Below are 18,231 nucleotides of genomic sequence, written 5' to 3' on the forward strand. Positions count from 1 at the left end.
ATCTTAATAAGTAAGATACCAAATGCTAAATCCTAATAAGAAGATAATTCCGAGAATACTCAACAGGTGCAGTTCTTTAGAGGGTCTCCATTCTCTAGGTGTGTGCTTGCTTGATATCAAAGTGTAATTTATAATAGCATAAAAAGGAGCTGTTAAAAATGAAAGTATTGTCGCTATTTTTATGAGCAATCCCATTTCTGAAGCATAATAAAAGAAAATAATAATTGTTCCTATTGTTAAAAGGAGAATCCAGACTACATAGCCTTTTTTAAAAATATTGCCAGTAAGTAGTTGCGTTGTTTTAGCCATTGCTCTCGGTGAGGCATCTAAAGTCGTTAATGTTGTGCTAAACATAGTGGTGAAAGCAGCAATACCAACAAAAATATAAGCCCAGTTCCCTAAGTTTTGTGTGTACATGGCTAATAATTGGTTGGCAAAATTACTTGCTGAATGACTAAAGGTTAATCCACTTTGAAACATTACCAAAGCACCCAAACTTACAAACGCAATGCCTAAAAGGATCGTGCTGATATAACCTACATTAAAATCGAATAATGCTGATTTTGGAGAAAATTCTCCAGATGATTTTTCCTTTTCAATAGCCCAAAGAGAATGCCACACAGAAATATCTAAAGGAGCAGGCATCCATCCCATAAATGCTATTAAAAAACCGATTTCAACACTATTTTTAGGGAGTATTTGTATCAATGATATGGTTTGTGTTTCATTAAATAATGCAAAGCAAACTGCTATTATTGTACTAATGGTGAGTGTTACAATAATTATTTTTATGAGTTTGTCTAAAAGTTTATACTTTCCAACGAGTAATAACAGAAGACAAATTCCTAAAATAATAACAGTCCAAATTTCAATACTGAAAACATTTCCAAACAACGATGATGCTATACCTGCAGTAACGATGGTAACTGCAGTTTGTATGGTAAACATCGTAGCAAATGTGAGAATGAAGTAGGCAATTAAAACAGGCTTGCCTAATTTTTTATAACCTTCTAAAAGCGATTCTCCTGTTGCTGATGCATAACGAGGTCCGAATTGAAAAAAGGGGTATTTAAAAAGATTTACTAAAAGCAAAGCCCAAATTAAACCAAAACCAAAATCTGCACCAGCTCTTGTAGATTGTACCAAATGAGAAACTCCAATAGCTGCACCAGCAAATAACAATCCTGGACCTATTTTTTTGAGACTAAAATTCACGTGCATTTATTTCTTTTTAATAATCTCAGCCAATAACTTTTTCGCTCTTAATAATTTGACTTTCACATTGTTTATTGGTTCATCAAGTTGTTGGGATATTTCTTTGTAGCTAAATTCTTGGAAATACCTTAAGTGAATGACTTCTTGATAATGAGGTTTTAATTTTTTTATATCACGAAGTAATTTAGCGAGATTCTGTTCTGTTATAAGTTTATCTTCGGGAGAAGGAGACTCATCAATAATAGCGTGAAAATCATCATCTTCATCACTGTTTGAGGTATGTCGAACAGAGGATTTGCGTTTCCTCAGTAAATCAATATGAATATTTTTTGAAATGGTTATTAACCAGGTGTTAAATTCATATTTATCGTTGTAAGTATGAATTTTATCAAATGCTTTTGAGAATGTTTGAATGGTTATGTCTTCAGCATCATTTTCATTTTCAGTGCGTTTTAACTGAAACCCGTACACATTGTTCCAAAAGGTGTCTAACAAAAAGTTAAATGCTATTTGATCATTATTTTTTGCTCTTTCAATGGCTTCCTTTACTTCCAATATTCTGGTTTTGATATCATGTTTTTTATAAATATAAAGAATTGGAAGATAATTAAAAACAACTCAAGAAAAGGGCTGAGTAGCGGAAGGTCTTTTTCGTTTAGTATTTTTGAGCTTATAAAAAGGTTAATGAGTTGCACAGTAAATCTTATAAGCACCAATACTAGTACGATTTTCCATTCATACATAAAAACCATTAGTGTTATTGCGAGAGTCCAAAATAGGAGTTGAGAGCTATAAAAAGTAGCCAGAAACAGCTTGTGTTTTAACTTGTAATGATTTGCAGTACTGATGTGTCTGCGTTTCTGAAGTATCCAGTTTTTAAAGGTTTGTTTTGGAATGGATTGTGTAAAACTATCTTTTGAAATACAAATTTCTGTATTTGAAGCGTTTGCAATCTGGTTGATAAATAGGTCATCATCACCAGATTTTATATGCATATGTTGCATGAACCCATTGGCTTCAAAAAACTGTTGTTTTCTATATGCTAAATTTCTACCAACAGCCATATACGGTTGACCTAGCTTGGCATAAGATAAATATTGAATAGCTGTTAAAAAAGTTTCATATCGAATAAGCTTATTAATAAATGAACCTTTAATTTTTTTGTAAGCACCATAACCTAAAACAATACTTTTTTCTTTGGTGAAATGAGAGCTCATTGCTTGTATCCAGTAGTTTGATAGAGGTTTGCAGTCGGCATCAGTAAACAACAAAAAATCGTTTTTTGCCGCTTTAATGCCAAGAGTTAGGGCGTATTTTTTATTTCCCCAGAATTTTTCAATAGGTTTTACATTTACAATCTTGATATTATTGTGCTTTTCTTTAAAGTCTTCCATGACATCTAAAGTGTCATCTGTTGAATTGTCATTAATTAGAATAACTTCAAAATTGGAATACGTCTGAGCTAAAATTAAAGGCAAAAATTCTTTTAGGTTTTCAGCTTCATTTTTAGCACAGATGATAACTGAAACTGAAATGCTCTTAAGTTTAGGTTTTATTATTTTATGCCTTGTAAGGCTGTTGAAAATAATTCCGTAGAATAAAACTTGAATACCTACAACAATGATAAATGTGTAGAATGCTATATCAAGAATAATCATTAATGATTAGGAGTGTTGAGGTTCGTTGCAGTTTTCGAATTGATCAGGAGTTTTACCACAAAAACCACAAGCTTCACCATCTTGATTAAGCATTGGGTTTTGACTTGCACAAGTACCTGCAAATTTACCATCCTTTTTTCCCCAAATTTTAATGGCTATACCAGCGACTCCCAGACCTAAAAGGATTAAAGTAATTATTAAGAGTTTCATAAGTGAGAGGTTAAAAAATTCAGGTACAAAGATACAATTTTTAAAGTGCTTTTATAAAACAATGTGTAAAGATAATTGCGTATTTATTTGGCTATTAAAATATTAGTGACTTTTTAACATAATTGGTGTCTTATTAATAATTATTATAAATTTAAATTCACTAACTAATATTTTTTATCACTTATGAAAAAATTATTCGCAGAATTCTTTGGTACGTTTTGGCTTGTTTTTGGAGGTTGTGGCAGCGCTATTTTTGCAGCTGCTTTTCCAGAATTAGGAATTGGTTTTGTTGGCGTTTCGCTGGCTTTTGGTTTAACGGTTTTAACTATGGCATATGCTGTTGGGCATGTGTCTGGTGCACATTTTAATCCAGCTGTTTCTCTTGGTCTATGGGCTGGAGGAAAGTTTCCTGCAAAAGACCTTTTGGGTTATATTATTGCTCAGGTTATTGGAGCTATTGCAGCAGCAGGTGTTTTATTTATTATTGTCTCAGGAAAATCTGATTTTGTAGATGTTGGTGGATTTGCAGCCAATGGCTATGAAGAATTATCTCCTGGAGGTTATAGTATGATGTCGGTTTTAATAGCAGAATTTGTATTGACCTTATTTTTTCTGCTGGTTATTTTAGGAAGTACGTATCCGAAGGCACCTAAAGGATTTGCAGGTATTGCAATAGGTTTAGCGTTAACACTTATACATTTAATAAGTATTCCAATCTCTAATACATCTGTTAATCCTGCTCGATCTACAAGTCAAGCTTTGTTTGCAGGAGGAGAATTTACTGCTCAATTATGGTTGTTTTGGTTAGCACCAATTGCAGGAGCTATAATTGCTGGTTTTATTCATAAAGCTTTGTTTGATAAAGACTAGATGTAATCTAATTTTCAATATAAAAAGCCACTTTTAAACATGTTAGAAGTGGCTTTTTGTCCTAAAAATAGGTGCGTGCTATTAATTATTTTTTTTATTTAGGTCAATTTCAGCAACTGCACTATCAGCTTCAGTTCTGTCTAAGCGATCTTTATCTTGTATTGTAATGCTCAGAGCTAAGGCGTCTTTGACGTAAGGTATAGATTGTAAATTTTTTTGTGAAGCATCTAATATACCCAAGTTTATCATTCTGTCTTGCATTTCTGCCCATAGTTGATAGGTTTGGTCTTCTGGTAACTGTGGTAGCGATACCACATCTATCATGGATGTTTCGTCTACTGGATTAATATAGGCTACAGTTTTCAAATCTTTTGCGCGATCATTTCCTCTAAACACATACTTTTCGGTTTCAGGATTATTGAGTTTCATAAACTCGTGCATCAGATTGTCAAGTCTTTTGTTATTTTCTTCTATATCATTTCTCAAATCAAAAATCTCATCCACAACCACCTGATTTTCTTCTAATAAATCTAAATTTTGTTGTGTTTTCATATAATAACCACCTGCAAATAGCAATGCAACAATACTTGCTGCAATACTATACCAAGGTGTGCTACGTTGTTTTTTGTCTAATTGGATAACAGGGATGCTGTCTTCTTCAATTTCTTCTAAGATATTATCTAAAATAAATTTAGGAGCTTCTACAGCACTAGCTTTAGCAATAATTTCAAGGTTATTTTGCAACCTTTCATATTCGCTTTTCACTTCTGGATAGGTGTCAATGTAATGCTCTACTTTCAGGCTTTCTGAAGCAGAGGTTTCATCTAGTATATACTTGTCTAGTAAACCAGATTGAAAAAAAGTATGTAGTTTTTTTTCCATATAAACTTATTTAGGGATCATAAACTTTTTTAAGTTCTCGTAATCCTATTTTTAATCTAGATTTAATTGTACCTAACGGAATGTCTAATTCGTCACTTGCTTCTTGTTGTGTCATGCCTTCAAAAAATAAGGCTTTTAAAACAATTTGGTACTTTTCATCTAACCTTGCCACATGCTCTTTTAAATCTAAGACATCTTGATTTAAATTTGCTGTTGGTAAAATATATACGTTTGATTTATCAATTTGGACTTCTTTTTCGAATCTATTATTAAAACTTCTTAATTTATCTATTGCTGTATTTTTAGCAATTCGATAGAGCCAGGTGAATAGTTTGGCTTTTTTTGGATCGTATTTTTTAGCATTTTTCCAAACCTTTACAAAGGTTTCCTGAAGTGCATCCTGAGCAATTTCTTCATTTATAGTCACCTTTAATATCACACCATACAAACTATCTGAATAATTTTCATAGAGTAGACCAATGGCTTTTCTATCACCTTTTTCAAGTAGTTGTATAATTTGTTGTTCTAAGGAGGTGCTCAAAAAAAATTAAATTATGTTAAAGTTGAATTTGAAATGATCTAAACGCTTAATTGTAACCGTATATATAAAAGGTTGGTAAAGTTAATTAAAAATTAACGGAACAAAATTAAAATTTATATCTGTAGAAATTAAATTTTCTTTCTTAAGAAATTGATTAATAGCTTTTTCATATTTCTACAGTGAGACTAAAGCCTCAATTGGTTGAGGCTTTTTTGTTTATATAATATTAACTTCAGCTTCAATACTAATATTAAAAAGACGTAATACAGTATCTTGAATTAACTTAGATAATTTCAAAATATCCATACCAGAAGCTCCACCGTAATTTACTAATACCAAAGCTTGCTTTTTATGTACACCATAATTGCCAAAAGTTTTACCTTTAAATCCTGCCGTTTCAATTAGCCATCCAGCAGGAACTTTTACTTCATTTTCAGTTATTGCATAATGTGGTGCATTGGGAAAATTCTCTTGAAATTTCAAAAATTCAGTTTTGCTAATAATAGGGTTTTTAAAAAAACTTCCACTATTCCCTATATTATTTGGGTCTGGCAGTTTACTTTGTCTAATAGAAATTACAGCTTTAGAGATATCTTGAATTGTTGGTGTTGAGATTTGCATTTGCTGTAACTTTGAAGCTATTGCTCCATAATTGGTATGCAGTACATGATTCTTTTTAGTTAATTTAAATACAACACTCAAAATAATGTATTTTCCTTTGGCTTCTTGTTTAAAAATAGAATTACGATAATCAAACTTACAGTCTGCATTGGTAAACGTTTCAATATTTAAAGTTTCAAGGTTTAGTGCATCGCAAGAATGAAATACATCTTTTAATTCTACACCATAAGCACCAATATTTTGGATTGGACTTGTCCCGACATTTCCTGGAATCAATGATAAGTTTTCTAAACCTCCAAAGTTGTTTTCTAAAGTCCAAATTACAAATTCGTGCCAGTTTTCTCCTGCATTAGCTTTAACAAAAACGTCTTCCTCAGTTTGAAATAAGATTTCTTTACCCTTCAGATTTATATGCATCACAAGAGCATCAATGTCTTTTGTGAGCAGCATATTGCTTCCTCCTCCTAAAATAAATTTAACTGAATTGTCCTGAGCAGCATAAACCGATTTTAAATCGGTTACAGATGTAATAGAAATAAACTGTCTGGCTTTAACATCAATGCCAAATGTGTTGTATTGTTTTAAAGATATGTTGTGTTCGATATGCACTAGTCTTTGTAAACTTTTAAGGCTTCTTTTAAAATGTTTACGGCTTTTACAAGACTGTCTTTGTTTAACACATAGGCAATTCTAATCTGATTTAAACCAACACCAGGTGTGCTGTAAAAACCAGCAGCTGGGGCGACCATAACCGTTTCTCCATTTACATCAAAAGATTCTAATAACCATTGAGCAAAAGCATCAGAATTTTTAATTGGTAATTGGGCGATACAATAAAATGCACCTTTAGGATTGGCGACTTGCACGCCTTCTATTTTATTAAGTTCCTCAATAAGTACATTTCTACGCTCGACATATTCATTAATAACATCATCAAAATAACTTTGTGGTGTTTCTAATGCGGCTTCGCTTGCTATTTGAGCCAGTGTTGGTGGGCTTAAACGTGCTTGAGCAAACTTTAAAGCAGTTTTAATGACCTCTTTGTTTTTTGAAACTAAACAACCAATACGAGCACCACACATGCTGTAGCGTTTTGAGACAGAATCAATAACTATAGCATGATTTTCTAGCCCTTCTTCTTGTAAAATAGAATAGTGTTTTATTCCATCATATGCAAATTCTCTGTAGACTTCATCAGCTATTAAAAATAAATCGTGTTTTTTTACAATCTTAGCTAATTTCTTTATTTCTTCTTTAGAATACAAGTATCCTGTTGGGTTTCCAGGATTACAAATAAGAATTGCTTTCGTTTTTGGTGTAATTAATTTTTCAAATTCTTCAATTGGAGGTAGAGCAAAATTATCTTCAATTTTAGAAATAACTGGAACTACATTTACACCTGAAGAGGTAGAAAACCCGTTGTAATTTGCATAAAAGGGTTCTGGAATAATTATCTCATCACCAACATCTGTGATGGTTCCAAAAGCGAACAATAAGGCTTCGCTTCCTCCTGTGGTAACAATGATATCGTCATGGTTAACATAAATATCATTTTTAGCATAATAATTAGCTATTTTTTTGCGATACCCTTCAGAACCTTCAGAACGTGTGTAAGCTAAAATATCTAAAGAGTGAATCTTTACAGCATCCAAAGCTATTTGAGGGGTTTTGATATCTGGCTGACCAATATTTAAATGAAATACTGTTTTTCCTTGTTTATAAGCGTTTTCTGCAAAAGGAACCAACTTTCGTATTGGTGATTCAGGCATTTGTTGCCCTTTATTAGATATTCTTGGCATAGTAAAATTATTTAAGTTGTAAAGTTCTGAAAATTATCTTAAAGTTTATTTAAAAAACGTATCTAAAAAACAGACTTGCTGTTAAGATTTGTAAATTGAATTACTTACACCTTAGTATATGCTAAACAAGACTATATTTATACTGTTTCTTTTATTTGCGACAATATCTTCTTTTTCGCAAAGTAGTTTTAATTTACCAAATTTAGAAAAGGATAAAATTCGCTTTGAACTTGTAGGTAACTTAATCATTATTCCGGTTGAACTTAATGGTGTTAAGCTCTCTTTTGTTTTAGATACAGGTGTTAGTAAACCTATTTTATTCAACCTTACTAATATTGATTCCTTACAAATTTATAAAGCAGAAACCATAATGCTCAGAGGACTTGGAGGAGGAGATCCTGTTGAAGCAATCAAATCTAAAAATAACTTGTTAAAAGTGGGTAATGCCATAAATGTTAATCAAGATGTTTATGTGGTTTTTGATAAAGATTTAAATTTTACACCTCGACTAGGAATACCTATACATGGCATCATAGGGTTTAGTTTATTTAGAAGTTTTATTGTTGAAGTTAATTATTCGTCCAAATATATAAAACTTCACAAACCTGATACTTATAAATACAGAAGGTGTAAAAGGTGTGAGACATTTAGTATTTCATTCTATAATAATAAACCTTATATAGAAGGTGAAGTACAAATAGATTCTCTATATACACCAGTAAAATTATTGATCGATACAGGTAGTAGTGATGCACTTTGGCTTTTTGAAGATGAGTCTTTAGGGATTAAGCCTCCAGATAAAATGTACTTTAATGACTTTTTAGGGAAAGGTTTAAGTGGTAATATTTACGGAAAACGTTCTAAAGTACAAACTTTTAAGCTGAAGACGTTTGAATTAAATGATGTTAATTCAGCTTTTCCTGATTCGAGTGCGATTAGTCATGCCAGAAAGTTTACAAAACGTAACGGTAGTGTTTGTGGAGATTTATTAAAGCGATTCAATATAATCGTAGATTACAAAAATGCCAGACTTACCTTAAAAAAGAACAAAAACTTCAAATCTCCGTTTTACTATAATAGAAGTGGAATCATAATTGAACAAAGAGGATTTATTGTTGTGAAAGAAGAAGAAGCTTCTAAAAATGTAAATTATGGATCTCCTAAATATAGTAACACCATCAAGCTTAACGCTGTAAATCATTATACATATACCACAAAACCCGCTTATACAATTGTTGAAATGCGTGAAGACTCTCCAGCAGAACAAGCAGGTTTGTTAAAAGGTGATATTTTATTAACAATAAATGGTAAAGAAACGCATACACTAGGACTTCAAAAAGTAATTGGGTATTTTAAATCAAAAGAAGGCAGACCTATAAAACTTACAGTAGATCGAAACGGCTCTATATTATCATACCAGTTTAAATTAAAAGACGTCTTTAAACAAAAAGAACTCCCTTAAAAGGGAGTTCTTTTTGTTTATTAATAAAATAGAACAACTATTGCTCCATAACACTTTTATCTTTTTTCTCCAGCGGATTTTGTTTGCTAGAATCTACAACTAAACCTTTAATTTTTAAAGCGACACTTGGTGTGTCTGCATTAGAAGTAACAGTTATTGTTTTTCTAATAGGATTTACTCTATTAGTGTCATATTTAACAGAAATCTCTCCTGTTTCACCTGGCATAATTGGTCCATCTGGCTTTTTAGGTACAGTGCAACCACAAGTGGATTTTACTTTAGAAATGATTAATGGAGCATTTCCAGTATTTGTAAATTCAAATACTCTTACACCATCAGAACCTTTCTCAATAGTGCCATAATCAATTACGTCAGTTTTAAATTCTATTTTTGCAACCTTTTCTTGAGCCGAAACTCCCAAACTTATTAAGCCTACAAATAAAATTAATATTACATTTTTCATCATTCAAATTTTAAATTGATACTATCAAAACTACTTACTTTTTGGCATTCTGCAAAATTAATTAGATGTAATACAATAATATTAACACCATTATAGTAAAATCTGCCAATAATATGCTGACTTTAATTTCGCAAAAAAAGAAATATAAGTACTTTTGTCTGTCATAAAGCAAAAATAATACCAAAACATGAGCATACCAACAAAATATTCAGCATCTACTGTAGAGCGCAAGTGGTATAACTATTGGATGGAGCACAATTATTTTCATTCTGTTCCAGATGAGAGAGAGCCTTACACGATAGTCATTCCTCCTCCAAATGTTACAGGTGTATTACATATGGGACATATGCTCAATAACACCATTCAGGATGTACTTATTCGCCGAGCAAGACTACAGGGAAAAAATGCATGCTGGGTTCCTGGTACTGATCATGCATCAATTGCAACAGAAGCTAAAGTAGCCGCTAAACTTAAAGCTCAAGGTATTGATAAAAATGATTTAACTCGTGAAGAATTCCTAAAACATGCGTGGGAATGGACTGAGGAGTATGGAGGTGTGATTCTTGAACAGTTAAAAAAATTAGGTTGTTCATGTGACTGGGATCGTACCAAATTTACAATGGATGATGACATGAGTGAAGCTGTTATTAAGGTTTTTGTCGATTTATATAACAAAGGTCTAATTTACAGAGGTTACCGAATGGTAAACTGGGATCCTGAGGCTAAAACTACCCTTTCTGATGAAGAAGTTATTCATGTTGAACAACAAGGCTTACTCTACTATTTAGAGTATAAAGTTGAAGGTAGTGACGAAAAATTGACCATTGCAACTACTCGTCCAGAAACTATATTTGGAGATACCGCAATATGCATCAATCCCAATGATAAACGTTTTTCACATTTGAAAGGAAAGAGAGCTATTGTGCCAATCTGTGGAAGAGTCATTCCTATAATTGAAGATGACTATGTAGATATCGAATTTGGTACAGGTTGTTTAAAAGTAACACCAGCCCATGACGAAAATGATAAAGTTTTAGGTGATAAACATAATCTTGAAGTTGTAGATATCTTTAATGAGGATGCTTCTTTAAACAGCTTCGGAATGCATTACGAAGGTCAAGATCGTTTTGTGGTTAGGAAAGCTATTGCTAAAGAATTAGAAACCAAAGGCCTTTTGGTAAAAACTGAAAATCATATTAATAAAGTAGGAACTTCAGAACGAACTAAAGCTGTTATCGAGCCGCGTTTAAGTGACCAATGGTTCTTAAAAATGGGAGATTTAGCTAAGCCTGCTATTGATGCGGTATTAAAAAATGGAGAAGTGAAGCTCTTTCCAAAGAAATTTGAAAACACCTACAGACATTGGATGGAAAATATTCGTGACTGGAATATTTCTCGTCAGTTACGCTGGGGACAACAAATTCCTGCATTCTATTATGGAGATGGAAAAGAAGATTTTGTTGTTGCTGAAACTATTGATGCAGCTTTAGAACTAGCTAAAGAAAAAACGAACAACCAACAACTAACAACTAACGACTTAAGCCAGGATACAGATGCTCTAGACACATGGTTTAGTTCGTGGTTGTGGCCAATGAGTGTTTTTGATGGTATTAGAAATCCTGAAAATGAAGACATCAAATATTATTATCCTACTAATGATTTGGTTACTGGTCCAGATATTTTATTCTTTTGGGTTGCACGTATGATTATTGCAGGCTATGAGTATAAAAATGAGCGACCTTTTCAAAATGTATATCTCACAGGCTTAGTAAGAGATAAACAGAGAAGGAAAATGTCTAAATCTCTTGGAAATTCACCTGATGCGTTACAACTTATTGAAACGTATTCTGCAGATGGTGTAAGAGTTGGGTTATTGTTAAGTTCTGCTGCAGGAAATGATTTAATGTTTGATGAAGCGTTGTGCCAGCAAGGTAGAGGTTTCGGAAACAAAATATGGAATGCATTTCAACTTACTAACTTATGGGACGTTGCAGATATTGAACAACCAAATTCAAGTAAAATTGCTTTAGAATGGTATGAGTCTAAGTTTCAGGCAGCTTTAGTAGATATTGAAGATCATTTTAGTAAGTATAGATTAAGTGATGCTTTAATGACTATTTATAAATTAATTTATGACGATTTCTGCGGTTGGATGTTAGAAATGGTTAAACCAGCATACCAACAACCCATAGATGCAGTAACGTATAAAAAAGTGATGTCTATTTTTGAAGATAACCTAAAAATTGTGCATCCATTTATGCCATTTATTACTGAAGATATCTGGCAATATATCAAAGAACGTTCTCCTGAAGATGCTTTAATTATTGCAAGATGGCCTGAAACAAAACCAATTAAAGCACATTTAGTTTCTGAATTTGATTTTGCTTCCGAAGTAATTTCAGGTATTAGAAATATTAGAAAACAAAAAAATATTGCTTTTAAGGATGCTATTGCTTTTTCAGTTGTAAATAATGAAAACGTCAACACTACTTTTGATGACGTGATCTCAAAACTAGGCAACTTAGATAGTTTTAATTACATTAATGAACCATTAGAAGGCGCTTTAACCTTTCGCGTAAAATCTAATGAATATTTTATTCCGATGGAAGGGAGTATTGATGTTGAGGCTGAAATCAAGAAGCTTACGGAAGAATTAAATTACACTGAAGGATTCTTAAAATCCGTTCAGAAAAAATTATCAAACGAACGATTTGTTGCTGGTGCTCCAGAACAGGTTGTAGCTTCCGAAAAGAAGAAAGAAGCTGATGCTTTAGCAAAAATTGAAACTTTAAAATCTAGTTTGGCAAGTTTGAAATAACGATATTAACCTGCAAGGTTTCTCAAATGACTTGTCGATTATCTTATTTACCATTCGTTAATTTTATTACTATCTAATTTCACAAAAATAAAAAGAAGTATGGTGAAACCCCAAAGTCCGGAGCCACCATAACTAAAAAATGGAAGCGGAATACCTACGGTTGGGATTAATCCCATAACCATACCTGTATTGATTGTAAAGTGAATGAACAGGATGGAGGCAACTCCATAACCATAAACACGGCTAAATTGAGATTTTTGAGATTCGGCTAAGATTAATATTCTAACAATAAGAGCTACAAAAAGAAGGACGACAAATGTGCTACCTAGAAAACCCCATTCTTCACCAACAGTACTAAAAATATAATCTGTTTCTTGCTCTGGTACAAATTTTCCGGTAGTTCGAGTACCTTCCAGAAATCCTTTTCCAGAAAATCCTCCCGAACTTATGGCTTTTTCAGATTGAATAAGATTGTAAGCTTCTTCTTTCTTCATTCGTTCTAGCTTTACAGGATCTTTTTCAAGTCGTAGCCATAAACTTATTCTGTTTTGCTGATGAGGTTTTAAGACATGTTCATAAAATAGTTTTATACCTGAAGAAAATAAAATACAAATCAACAAAACAACAATAGGTTGAAGAATTGAAGCACGTTTTTTCTTTCTAAAGAAATAGATTCCGAAGATAATTAGTGCGGCAATAATAGTAGTGATTAGGATTCCAAATTTCAGAGATAAAACAGCTAAAATAATGATGGAAAGTGCTATTGCTAAATAGATTTGCTGTAAACCTTCTCTATAGAACACAAAAAAGAATGAGGCATAAACTAATGTACTGCCAGCATCATTTTGAAGAAGAATTAAAACAGCTGGAAGAATGATTATTGCTACAGCTCGTAATTGATGCTTGAGCGTATTCATGTCTGTTTGTAAGTCGCTCATGTATTTAGCAACTGCTAAAGCCGTAGCAAATTTGGCAAATTCACTGGGCTGTATGGTCATGCTTCCTATGCCATACCAGGATCTTGCACCATTCACATCTTTTCCGAAGATGAACAATCCTACAAGCGCTAACATAGCTACGATATAAATAATACTGGCAAACCGTTCATAAAACTTTGCTTCAATCGAGAGTATTAATATAATCAACACGAATGTAAGTCCGAGAAAGACAAGTTGTTTCCCATAGAGCTGACTCATATCAAAATAGTTTTCAATTTCACCAACATGAGATGCAGACATGATATTTAACCAGCCAAAAAAAACAAGAAGTAAAAATAAAACGATAATTACCCAATCAAATTTAAAACCTCTGTGGTTTTCTCTATTCATGGTTATAGGTTTGGTTTGTTTGGGTTTGTTGATATAGAGTTGCTATAATCATTAACTCTTGGCGCCTGAACTTTTTCTACGACCTGTAAAGTTGTTTCTCTATTAATTTTAAAAGGTTCACCAGAGTATGGTTTAGCATATTCATTTTCAAGACTATGAGTTAATATCCAGTTCTCCATGTCTGTCCTAGTGATTTCCTTTTTAATATATTTTTCAATCATTAAACTTGCCATCCTACCAGCAAATCGACTTCCCCAATATCCATTCTCTACGAAAACAGCTATGGCAATTTTAGGATTATCCTTAGGAGCAAAGGCAACAAATATTGAATGATCTGTCAGTTGTGTTTTTACACCATCAATATTCATAAAGTTTTCTGCAGTTCCAGTTTTTCCGCAGATGTCTATTCCCGGAATTCTAAGTGTCGAAGCGGTACCTTCATTATAAACATCGAACATGCCTTCAATTACAGGTTCAAAATGACGTTTATCAATAGTTGTGTATTTAGGAGTAGTATATTTATTAGGAATGGTGTCACCTTCAATAGCTTTAATGATATGAGGTGTGTAATAATAGCCTCTGTTACCAATAGCTGCAGCCATATTTGCTAACTGAATTGGAGTAGCTTCAACCTCACCTTGACCAATAGCATTGGAAACGATATACGTTGAACCCCATCGATTGTCACCATAAGCTCTATCATAGTAATCTCCATCAGGAATTCTGCCAGGTCGACCTATTTGTAAATCGTAGCCTAAAAAATCACCAAGTCCGAAACTTTTAGCATGAGAAGCCCATTTATTCATAGCTTCTCCAGCATCATCATGGTTGTCAATAATTCGTCTGTATACATTTACGAAATAGGCATTACAGGATTGTGCAATTCCATCATTCATAGCAACCGGACTTTTATGATGATGGCAACCCGTTAGCTTTCTGCTTCCGTAGTAATATCCCATTCTACAGGTAAATTTGTCATTAGTATCAACGACGCCTTCTTGAAGACCTATGAGCGCATTAATTACTTTAAAAGGAGATCCAGGAGGATATTGAGCTTGTAAGCCTCTGTCAAACAAAGGTTTGGCAATAGTGTCTCTAAATAATTTTGTGAAATTTTTTGATCGACCTCTACCTACAAGTATATTTGGATTATAACTTGGTGCAGAAACTAGCGCTAGAATTTCTCCATTACTGGGATCTATAGCAACTATACCACCTCTTTTGTTGGTCATTAATAATTCGCCATATTGCTGTAAATCAGAATCAATGGTGATAGTAATGTCTTTTCCAGGCTGTGGCAATGTATCAAATTGCCCTTCTTTATAGGGTCCAATATTTTTGTTGAATCTATCTTTTTGAATGAACTTAATCCCTTTTTTTCCACGCAATACTTCTTCGTAAGAAATCTCAACACCTTGTTTGCCAATTAAATCACCCATTTTATAATAGGGATCATTGTCAATATTGCGTCGATTCACTTCACCAATATCACCTAAAACATTTGCACCAATAGTAGTCTGGTAATCTCTGAGCGAACGTTTTTGAATATAGAACCCATTAAATTTCCTCATTTTTTCCTGAAGGACAGCATAATCTTTTTTTGATAACTGTGGAACAAAGACAGATGGTAAACGAGGTGAATAATTATAGGCTTTGTCATAAATTCTACTGAAGTCCTCTTTGTTGATTTTAAGAAGACTACAAAACTCCAAGGTGTCTAAAGGTTCTACTTCCCTTGGAATAACCATTACATCGTAGGAAGGCTGGTTTGCGACTAGAAGTGTTCCATTTCTATCGTATACATAACCACGCTTTGGATAGATGAATTCTTTAAGGATTGCATTGTCTTCATAAAGGCTGTAAGCCTCTTTGTTATAGACTTGCAAATAAAACAAGCGTGCAATAAATAAGAGTCCTACTGTGATTACAGTTAATAAGAGTAGAAGTTTTCTCATCGTTGTTTGTTACTGAAAAGTACGGAAATTAATATACAAAGGATTAGCGTAAAAACACAGGAGAATAACGTCTTTTTTAATACTAAAAGTATGTTTGAAATGTTAAAAATTTCTAATGAGAATAAGATGATATGATGGATGATTATTAAAATTAAAAAGTAAATAACTCTATTTCCAAACTCGGTATTATTGAATTTAATATTTTGATGTTCGTAAATCATACCAAAAGCAAATTTTAGAATAGGAGGTCTTACATAAGCAATTGTGACACATGCAGCAGCATGAACACCTCCAGAATCTGAAAATAAATCAACAAACAACCCTAACATAAAACTTAAAAAAACAAATAAAGTTCGATTATTATTTACTGGAAATAGAAGAATAAATAAAATGTAAGGATATGGGTTGACTGACCCAAAGAAATTAATATGATTAAACACCAAAGCTTGTGCTAGTATTAACACAACAAATCTAATGATGCTATTAACGTTCAAACTATTCATCAACTGGGTTTTCTAATCGTTTTATTTCTTCAGCATCTAAATTTTCAATGACATATACGTGTGATAAGTTAGTCATATCATTAAACAGTTGAATGTCTATATTATAGGTGTCTCCACTAATGTCTAAAACAAAACTATCTACAACACCAATGGGAATTCCTTGTGGAAAAATAGAGGATTGTCCACCTGTTACAATTGTATCACCTTGTTTAACAGGTGCAAACTTTGAAATGTCAGTTAGTTGAACTATGGCAGACGATTTTGCATTCCAAATTAATGAACCAATATGATTTGATGATTTTAATTGCGCGTTGATTCTGCTTTTAGTATTTAGAATAGAAAGTACTCTTGCATAACCATTTGAAGTGTTGTCTATTATGCCAACAATTCCTTTTGAAGTCACAACAGCTAAATCTTCTTTTATGCTGTGCTTTTTACCTTTATTTAGAGTTAAATAATTTTTTGAAGCCGAATAATTATTATTAATAATTTTGGCAGTCTGAGTTTTGTAATACCCGCTGTATGAGGTGGAATCAATTTTAGAAGTTGAAACAAAATTAGAATCTAAATCATTCAAAATCTGAGAGCGTAATTTATTGTTTTCCTCTACGAGGATTTCATTTTGTGTTTTCAAATCGAAATAATTGGAAACATTGCTTGCAGTTTCATAAATGCCACCAGTAAAGAAATTAGCTGAATTAATAAACTTACTTTTATGGTATGAATGTGATTGAATCGTTAAGGCAATAGAAACAAAAAATAACAGCAGAAACAAAAGTGACGTTTTGTTTCTAATGACAAAGTTTATAATCTGTTGCATGTTAAGTAGGTATTCTCAGTTATTTAATCAATACACTTTTAAATTTAGGTAAGTTTTTAAGCGTAATTCCTGTTCCTCGAACAACGGCTCTTAAAGGATCTTCAGCAATGTAAACAGGCAAATCTGTTTTTTGAGACAGACGTTTATCTAGTCCTCTTAACATTGATCCTCCACCTGCTAGATAAATTCCTGTGTTGTAAATATCTGCCGCTAATTCTGGAGGTGTTTGTGATAAGGTTTCCATCACAGAATCTTCAATTCTCAAAATAGATTTATCAAGTGCTTTCGCAATTTCACGATATGAGATTTGAACTTGTTTAGGTTTTCCAGTAAGTAAATCACGACCTTGAACACTCATTTCTTCTGGTGGAAGATCTAAATCTTCTGTAGCAGCTCCAATTTGAATTTTAATTTTTTCAGCAGTACGATCACCCACATAAAGGTTGTGTTGTGTACGCATGTAGTAAATAATATCGTTGGTAAACACATCACCAGCTACTTTAACCGATTTATCACAAACAATTCCACCTAAAGCAATGACAGCAATTTCTGTTGTACCACCACCAATATCCACAATCATGTTTCCTTTAGGTTGCATAATGTCAATACCAATACCAATAGCTGCTGCCATTGGTTCATGAATTAAATATACTTCTTTACCATTCACACGTTCGCAAGATTCTTTTACTGCTCGCATTTCTACTTCTGTAATTCCAGAAGGGATGCAAACGACCATTCGAAGCGCAGGTGTAAATAATTTCTTTTTAAGTGCAGGAATGTTTTTAATGAACATACTAATCATTTGCTCAGACGCATCAAAATCTGCAATTACACCATCCTTTAAAGGTCTAATGGTTTTGATATTTTCATGCGTTTTACCTTGCATCATGTTGGCTTCTTTTCCAACAGCAATGATTTTTCCAGAAATTCTATCTCTTGCAACTATTGAAGGACTATCAACTACAACCTTGTCGTTATGGATAATAAGCGTATTTGCAGTTCCTAAATCTATGGCTATTTCTTCGGTTAAGAAATCAAAAAATCCCATGTGTTATTCTAATATTATAAGGGCGTTATTGTATTCAG

General features: G+C 32.8%; 17 protein-coding genes. 3 read left to right on the forward strand and 14 right to left on the reverse strand.

Translation table 11 applies throughout. From position 1 onward, the window contains the following. Positions 1 to 3: 3 nt before the first annotated feature. Genes ACRHNM_RS14250 through ACRHNM_RS14265 form a run of 4 tightly spaced genes read right to left on the reverse strand, consistent with a single transcriptional unit; the run spans position 4 to position 3,083 of the window. The gene (locus tag ACRHNM_RS14250) at positions 4 to 1,221 is read right to left on the reverse strand and encodes an Nramp family divalent metal transporter (protein ID WP_431137324.1); all 1,218 of its coding nucleotides are present in this window, start codon (positions 1,219 to 1,221) and stop codon (positions 4 to 6) included. Then, complete coding sequence (locus tag ACRHNM_RS14255) at positions 1,222 to 1,770, reverse strand: RNA polymerase sigma factor (RefSeq protein WP_431137325.1); 549 nt, start codon at positions 1,768 to 1,770, stop codon at positions 1,222 to 1,224. It lies immediately after the preceding gene. After that, complete coding sequence (locus ACRHNM_RS14260; RefSeq protein WP_431137326.1) at positions 1,761 to 2,873, reverse strand: glycosyltransferase; 1,113 nt, start codon at positions 2,871 to 2,873, stop codon at positions 1,761 to 1,763. The genes ACRHNM_RS14255 and ACRHNM_RS14260 overlap by 10 nt, the downstream gene beginning before the upstream one ends. Before the next feature lie 6 nt (positions 2,874 to 2,879). Further along, entirely contained in the window at positions 2,880 to 3,083 is a 204-nt protein-coding gene (locus tag ACRHNM_RS14265; protein WP_431137327.1) for a membrane or secreted protein, read from the reverse strand. A 183-nt stretch (positions 3,084 to 3,266) separates the two neighbouring features. Here ACRHNM_RS14265 and aqpZ point away from each other — a divergent pair, with 183 nt between their 5' ends. Beyond that, complete coding sequence (aqpZ, locus tag ACRHNM_RS14270; protein ID WP_431137328.1) at positions 3,267 to 3,953, forward strand: aquaporin Z; 687 nt, start codon at positions 3,267 to 3,269, stop codon at positions 3,951 to 3,953. 81 nt (positions 3,954 to 4,034) lie between these two features. On the opposite strand, the gene ACRHNM_RS14275 is transcribed toward aqpZ, so the two are convergent. The 4 genes from ACRHNM_RS14275 to ACRHNM_RS14290 form a co-directional block, all read right to left on the reverse strand. Next, positions 4,035 to 4,835, reverse strand: a complete 801-nt coding sequence (locus tag ACRHNM_RS14275; RefSeq protein ID WP_431137329.1) for an anti-sigma factor domain-containing protein — start codon at positions 4,833 to 4,835, stop codon at positions 4,035 to 4,037. Between the two features lie 10 nt (positions 4,836 to 4,845). After that, positions 4,846 to 5,376: an RNA polymerase sigma factor gene (locus ACRHNM_RS14280; protein ID WP_431137330.1), complete on the reverse strand. Its 531-nt coding sequence runs from the start codon at positions 5,374 to 5,376 to the stop codon at positions 4,846 to 4,848. A gap of 216 nt (positions 5,377 to 5,592) precedes the next feature. After that, positions 5,593 to 6,606: a UDP-N-acetylmuramate dehydrogenase gene (gene murB / locus ACRHNM_RS14285; RefSeq protein WP_431137331.1), complete on the reverse strand. Its 1,014-nt coding sequence runs from the start codon at positions 6,604 to 6,606 to the stop codon at positions 5,593 to 5,595. Further along, positions 6,606 to 7,796: a pyridoxal phosphate-dependent aminotransferase gene (locus ACRHNM_RS14290; RefSeq protein WP_431137332.1), complete on the reverse strand. Its 1,191-nt coding sequence runs from the start codon at positions 7,794 to 7,796 to the stop codon at positions 6,606 to 6,608. Before ACRHNM_RS14290 ends, murB begins: the two co-directional genes overlap by 1 nt. A 118-nt stretch (positions 7,797 to 7,914) precedes the next feature. Between ACRHNM_RS14290 and ACRHNM_RS14295 the strand changes: the two genes are divergently transcribed. Continuing rightward, entirely contained in the window at positions 7,915 to 9,258 is a 1,344-nt protein-coding gene (locus tag ACRHNM_RS14295) for an aspartyl protease family protein (protein WP_431137333.1), read from the forward strand. 37 nt (positions 9,259 to 9,295) lie between these two features. Here ACRHNM_RS14295 and ACRHNM_RS14300 read toward each other — a convergent pair whose 3' ends face one another. Continuing rightward, positions 9,296 to 9,721 (reverse strand): DUF1573 domain-containing protein, encoded by a 426-nt coding sequence (locus tag ACRHNM_RS14300; protein ID WP_431137334.1) that lies wholly within the window; start codon positions 9,719 to 9,721, stop codon positions 9,296 to 9,298. 187 nt (positions 9,722 to 9,908) lie between these two features. Here ACRHNM_RS14300 and ACRHNM_RS14305 point away from each other — a divergent pair, with 187 nt between their 5' ends. Next, on the forward strand, positions 9,909 to 12,539 hold the full coding sequence (locus ACRHNM_RS14305; RefSeq protein WP_431137335.1) for a valine--tRNA ligase: 2,631 nt from the start codon (positions 9,909 to 9,911) through the stop codon (positions 12,537 to 12,539). Positions 12,540 to 12,586: 47 nt separating this feature from the next. Here ACRHNM_RS14305 and rodA read toward each other — a convergent pair whose 3' ends face one another. The 5 genes from rodA to ACRHNM_RS14330 are packed head-to-tail and all read right to left on the reverse strand — an operon-like array spanning position 12,587 to position 18,193. Continuing rightward, positions 12,587 to 13,867: a rod shape-determining protein RodA gene (gene rodA / locus ACRHNM_RS14310; protein ID WP_431137336.1), complete on the reverse strand. Its 1,281-nt coding sequence runs from the start codon at positions 13,865 to 13,867 to the stop codon at positions 12,587 to 12,589. Between the two features lie 2 nt (positions 13,868 to 13,869). Further along, positions 13,870 to 15,822 carry a penicillin-binding protein 2 gene (gene mrdA, locus ACRHNM_RS14315; RefSeq protein WP_431137337.1) on the reverse strand — a complete coding sequence of 651 codons (1,953 nt, stop codon included), beginning with the start codon at positions 15,820 to 15,822 and terminating at the stop codon, positions 13,870 to 13,872. After that, positions 15,819 to 16,325: a rod shape-determining protein MreD gene (locus ACRHNM_RS14320; protein WP_431137338.1), complete on the reverse strand. Its 507-nt coding sequence runs from the start codon at positions 16,323 to 16,325 to the stop codon at positions 15,819 to 15,821. Before ACRHNM_RS14320 ends, mrdA begins: the two co-directional genes overlap by 4 nt. Then, positions 16,318 to 17,145 carry a rod shape-determining protein MreC gene (gene mreC, locus ACRHNM_RS14325; protein ID WP_431137339.1) on the reverse strand — a complete coding sequence of 276 codons (828 nt, stop codon included), beginning with the start codon at positions 17,143 to 17,145 and terminating at the stop codon, positions 16,318 to 16,320. Before mreC ends, ACRHNM_RS14320 begins: the two co-directional genes overlap by 8 nt. A 19-nt stretch (positions 17,146 to 17,164) precedes the next feature. After that, positions 17,165 to 18,193, reverse strand: a complete 1,029-nt coding sequence (locus ACRHNM_RS14330; RefSeq protein ID WP_033960946.1) for a rod shape-determining protein — start codon at positions 18,191 to 18,193, stop codon at positions 17,165 to 17,167. Between the last annotated feature and the right edge of the window lie 38 nt (positions 18,194 to 18,231).

Source organism: Psychroserpens mesophilus (assembly GCF_050617655.1).
Lineage (GTDB): Bacteria > Bacteroidota > Bacteroidia > Flavobacteriales > Flavobacteriaceae > Psychroserpens > Psychroserpens mesophilus_A.